Consider the following 5,551-nt stretch of genomic DNA (forward strand, 5'->3'; position numbering starts at 1 on the left):
ACGTGGTCTTGTGCTCTTGCGGCACGAAACACACGGCTTGTTCGATCTTCGGCGTATTGGTCGTCGTCGTCGCGATGCGCACCCGCACCGGGTCGCGCAGTACGCTGTTGGCCAGTTCGGCGATCGGCGGCGGGAACGTCGCCGAGAACATCACCGTTTGCCGTTCGACGGGCAGCTTCTGAACAATACGGCGCAGGTCCGGCAAGAAACCCATGTCCAACATGCGGTCGGCTTCGTCGACGACCAAGGTCTCGACGGCGTCCAGCTTAACAAAGCCTTGTTGAATCAAATCCATCAGCCGGCCAGGCGTCGCGACGAGGATTTCCACGCCACGTTGCAGGGCTCGCACTTGCGGCTCTTGTCCCACGCCGCCCATGACGACGGCCGAACGCAGGCGCAGGTGTCGTCCGTAGCAGCGCAGGCTGTCTTGAATTTGCAAAGCCAGTTCGCGCGTCGGCGCCAACAACAGGCAGCGAATCGGCGCCGGGCGGCGTTGCGGCGTCGCTTGCTCCAGCGACAGGCGATGCAGGATCGGCAGCGCGAAAGCGGCCGTTTTTCCGGTGCCCGTTTGGGCGGATGCCAGCACGTCGCGGCCGGCCAGAATGTGAGGAATCGCCTCAGCTTGAACAGGGGTGGGCGTCTCGTAGCCCTCGTCGGTCACAGCGCGCAGCACGGACTCACAGAGTCCAAAATCTCTGAAAAGCATTCCAGGTCCCTAAATGTGCAATCCAGGACCGAATGCAAAGAACGCCACTGCGTTCCCAAGAAAACCATTGGACCTGGCAAAATCCAATGGCCTACCGGCGACGGGATCAAGTCCAGCAATCATACCGCGCCGCGAAACAAAGTCCAGGCCAGCCGTCGGCGAACGCCATTTGCAGCGTAATGACCGCGTTTCTCGCGTTTTTCATCCGAATCCGACGATCGCCAGTGCCGTCTGCATTACGCAGACACCCCCACCTTCCGCGTTGGGGCTGGCCTACGCAGGAAAGCGACGACGGCAAGACGTTACTTGCGACGATTTTTCTTCTTCGCCGGCTGCACGTCCGGCGCAATGCCCATCGTCTTCCGCAACCAGGTGAGAAACAGTTCAGCGCGTTCACGCTCCGATTGGAGCAAGATGCGTTCTTCGCCGCTGACGCGGTGCTGCTTGACGATTACGGCGTAGGTGTAGGACGCCGCGCCTTCGCTGTCGACCGTGCGTTCTTCCTTGATCGTGATCTTTTTCACGTCCGCGAATCCCAAGGTGAGCGGGGCCTTGCGACCGAACGTCACCGGGAGCGTCAGGCGCTGGCCGAAGCGGTCGATGATCAGATCCGAAAGCCCCAGCCAATTCCGAAGGTACCGTCGCCCGCCGAACCAAACCGTCACGCTGAGCAAGACGGCCCAGACTCCCGCCATCACGGGTAAATTCGGTCGCATGCCCGTCAGGCAGCCGACGAGAAAGATCGCGGCGAACGACATGCCGCCGAGCGTTAGCGCCGTGACGAGCATCGCGCCATGGTCCGGCACAAACGCACGGAGTTCCACGCCATCGTCGCGGACCGGCACGCCGCCGGTGTCCTCATGCCTCGACGCGGGAACGATCGCGCGATACATCATCACCCAACCGGTCAGCATCACGAGGTTGAACGGCGTCAAAAACAACACGATGTAGAGATCAAGCCCCTCGATGCCACGCAGTAACACGGCGCGTTCCGGCTGCTCGGGATCGTAGTACACAGTGCGGCGGCTATCGGCCGGAAAGCGTTCGACGATCGCGCGGCACCAATTGCCTTGCGTCTTCATCGTGCTGTGCCGGTACTTGGTTCCCGTGAATTTCTGGCCGGCGACACGGTACTCGTAGCTCAGGTCCAGATCATAGGTGGTGTCTTCTCCGCTAGAATCAGTGACCACTTCGTTCTTGAGGATGATCCCGTCCGTCGCGGCGTAGGTATAGCTCCAGATTTGCCAAGCGGCGGAGGCAAGCATCGCCCCGTCCGCCAGGAGCGTCAGGCCGCTCCAAAACAAGATGAATGCGCCGCCAACGAGCAAGCCGACGCCCTTCGAGAACATCGAGGAGAAGGAGCGGCGCTGGCGCGGTTCTGACGACGTGTCACTCATAGGGCCGAACGATGGGATATCGACGCATGGCCGCCGCTCGATTTCGATCCAAACAATCATACCGCATAGAAAGTGCCGAGCGGACGCCTAGACTTTGAGCGCCTGACGCAATACATCGGCCACTTCCGCGTGCCCAAATAACTCGGCCCACGCCAACGGTTGTGCCCAGGCGATGTCCGCCGGCGCATTGGCATTCGCCCCCCGCTCCAGCAACCATTCCAACATTTCCTTCCGGCCGGCGCGGGCCGCCCAGCCGAGCGGCGTCGAGCTGTATTCGTCGTCGATCGGATCGATCTCCGCGCCGTATTCCAAACACAGCGCCGCCATCTCGATCTTGCCTTCGATTGCCAGCCGATGCAGCGGCGTCACGCCCAACCAGTTCGGCGTGCGGGGATCGATTCCGTGGTCCAGCAACCAGCGCGCATGTTCCACGGATTTCGCGCCGTTGAACGTCTTCTTGCTGAGTACGCTGGGCTGAAAACGCATTACGAGCCTCAGCACCTCCTCATCGTCCGTCGACATGTGCTCGTATACGCACAACTGCGGATTGGCCGTCAGCATCAAGGCGAGCGCTTCGATGTCGCCGTCGTAGCTCGCCAGTTCCGCGTCCAGCATGCCGCCGTGGGAAGCCAGCAACTTCAAGATTTCCGCCGGAGCGCCATCGCGTTTGGCCCGCCAATAGCAGTTGCCTGAGGACTCGACGTGACCGCTTGCATTCGCGCCGTGCGCGAGCAGTAACTTCACGATCTCCCAATGCTTCCCGCCGATCGCCTCGTACAGCGCGCCGCCGAACGGCGCGACCGCTTCCGGACGATTCGGATCAGCGCCGCGCTCCAACAACAATCGCACCACTTCGAGATGCCCGCCCTTGGCCGCGCAGCGGAGCGGTACGCCGTTGTAGTAATCGGACGACGTGGGCAATTCGTTCGCCCGCTCCGGACGTTCGTCCAACAGCGCACGCACGCGCTCCAAGTCGCCCAGTTGCGCGGCAGTGCTGATGTCATAGTACGCTCCCCGGGCGATCAAGTAGCCGATCAGCACCTCGTGAGGACGGATCAACCAGCGCGGGACGTCGCGCCAGCCGCGGTAGTGGTAGTCGCCGTTGGTGAGGTCGATTGGCTTCGCGTTGTCAGGACGCATGGCCTCGATGTCGGCGCCGCGAGCCAGCAACAGGTCGATCAGCGGCATCTGCCGGGTCATCACAGCCCAATGAATCGGCTTGTTGCCAAAGCCGTCCGCCATGTGCAATAGCTCAGGCCGAGCGTCGAGCAGGCGCCCAACCTCGGCGGCGTCACGCGCGCGAATCGGCTCAGGCAACAACACTCCGTCCGGCGCGATTTGAAACCGTGTCCAGAGCGTTGCGTCCAACAACGCAGCAATTTCCACGTAGCCGCGTTCGCGGGCCATCGTTGGCGGCCAGGGGAGATTACTGGGATTCTTGGGTCGATAGCTCGGCTGATAGCCCAGCCCGTCGCACATCGGGCCAGCACCAGCATCAAGCAACAACCGCACCGCCTCCAACTGATTGCTTCGGACCGCAAAAAACAGCGGCCGATAGTATTGATACCCGCAGTCGACGAGCGACGGCTCGCGAGCGATCAAGGCCTGCAGGGTTGCAATATCCCCATCGGCCGCGGAGCGCAACATGGCCCAGACATCATTCCCGCGGCCCCGCGACCAGGGCAGATACTCATCGGTACGCAGGCCTTCAGGTTGGTACATGGATATTGCGCCGCCTGTCTTATTCTTGCGTTTTGCCGGCAGTTCGCGTAAGCGAGATTCGTTCGAGGGACGCTACGTCACGCGTTTCACTGTTCGAACAGGATCGGCCGGCGACACTACGAAGTCTCCATTTTGGAACGCGTCCAAGGTGACGATTTTGACTTGCGCCAGGCATGCCAACCAAGCGGCAGATTTGCCAATGCGCGGATGGAATCATCAATTCCGAGCATCGATTTGAAACTCGCCACCGCCGCCTCGGCTTCAGGGGTCGGCCCACTATGCGGATGGAATTGCCATGCGCCATCGTCCGCGTCATGAGTCACATAGTAAACCCAATCGGCGCCATCGAGAATCTTCTTGCTCGTAAAAACGGCAGTGTTCTCGCTGTCACCGAATGGCCATTTGGACTTCATGCTACTACTCCTCGACCGTGTTGCTTTTCTCGATGTTGCTTTTTCGTGAGCGAACCTCGGCGTTCCTGAACGAATTGGGCCCGCCTTTGGAACGCGGAAACACGTGATCGACTTGGGCTTCGTTGTCCTTCGGCTTCTTGCCCTTCTTGGACTGCTTGGGTTCCGAAGGGATTTCGCCGGTGCGATCATCTCTCAAAACGCCTTTATTTCTGGCCCTGTTTGCATCTAGGACCTCCCCAGTTCCGGACTGTAGTATCGGAACCGATTGTAGTGCAGCCCTGTCTCCGGGTCGAAGTAGTGCCCCCGGGAAGCGGAGCGGCATTTCGATTGAACTGCGCGGATTGACCTGCGCCGCGCCGTACGGCTCCAGCCGCGCGTCCCAGACGGAGCGACCGCCGTCGTCCTCCACGCGCAATGGAGCGCCGACCTGATTCGTGAAGAGATAGTAGCGCCGCCCGGACGCCGGTTCCGCGTCGAGCGCCGCATACTCGACGAACATGAACGGCACGAGCGCGACTTGATCGAAGTAGACGTACAGCAGGACCGAACCGTCATGACGCACCTCGGCGGCCAGGCGAAAATCGTCCCAGTAGTAGGTCGTCGTCCGCCCCTGCCAGGTCTTAGTCCTGCGCCGTGCGAAGGCGTCGTACGTGGCCGTCCAGGTTTGGCCGTCCAGCTCGACGGCGACCAGCAAGTCCAATTCGTTGTAGCGATAATGAACATTGCGATTGCCGGCCTGGCGACTGACCAGGTTGCCGCGCGCGTCATAGGCGAACGTGGCGCCGTTCGCGCGGGCGATCTGATTGCCCGGCAGGACGTGCACGCCTTGCAGCCCCGGCTGGCGCAGCAGATTTCCCGCCGCGTCGTACTCATAGAGTTGCGGCATGCCGATCGCAGGCTTGGCCTCGGCGATCCGCTCCGCCGCATCGTAACGGTAGGCGACCGTGCCCCCTTGCGAATCAGTCTGTTGGAGAAGGCTCTCTTCCGGAGAGTAGAAATAATTGCGCAGCCAGGGCACGTCGTTGCCGCGCGGAATCGTCGCTTTGCGCCGACAAGCGCCGAGCGCATCGAACCAGGCCAATTCGCGCGTGCCGTTCGCTAGTTGCCGCAGCAGCAGGCCGTTCGGGCTGATCGTCAGGCGATGTTCGGCGTCCGTGGGATCGACGACGACGTAGTCGCCGTTGTCGTCGATGCCGTAGGTGACTTCGAAGGCGTCTTAATATGCTGCGTATCGTCGTGTTCGATCGTAGTGGCCATGTCGAACTGGCCGTGGACGGTGATTTTTTCCTTGCCCGGCGTGTCGTCCAACGTGA

Annotated in this window: 5 protein-coding genes; all 5 read right to left on the reverse strand. The window is 61.4% G+C overall.

What is annotated here, in order from left to right; all coding sequences use genetic code 11:
• A partial coding sequence (locus SGJ19_06410; GenBank protein MDZ4779865.1) for a DEAD/DEAH box helicase occupies nt 1-706 on the reverse strand: 706 nt, incomplete at its 3' end.
• A 302-nt stretch (nt 707-1,008) separates the two neighbouring features.
• Nucleotides 1,009-2,103, reverse strand: a complete 1,095-nt coding sequence (locus SGJ19_06415; GenBank protein MDZ4779866.1) for a DUF3592 domain-containing protein — start codon at nt 2,101-2,103, stop codon at nt 1,009-1,011.
• 87 nt (nt 2,104-2,190) lie between these two features.
• Entirely contained in the window at nt 2,191-3,825 is a 1,635-nt protein-coding gene (locus SGJ19_06420) for an ankyrin repeat domain-containing protein (GenBank protein MDZ4779867.1), read from the reverse strand.
• 116 nt (nt 3,826-3,941) lie between these two features.
• On the reverse strand, nt 3,942-4,238 hold the full coding sequence (locus SGJ19_06425) for a hypothetical protein (GenBank protein MDZ4779868.1): 297 nt from the start codon (nt 4,236-4,238) through the stop codon (nt 3,942-3,944).
• A 4-nt stretch (nt 4,239-4,242) separates the two neighbouring features.
• Entirely contained in the window at nt 4,243-5,319 is a 1,077-nt protein-coding gene (locus SGJ19_06430) for an HNH endonuclease domain-containing protein (GenBank protein ID MDZ4779869.1), read from the reverse strand.
• Nucleotides 5,320-5,551 lie beyond the last annotated feature (232 nt).

This window comes from Planctomycetia bacterium (assembly GCA_034440135.1).
Taxonomy (GTDB): Bacteria; Planctomycetota; Planctomycetia; order Pirellulales; family JALHLM01; genus JALHLM01.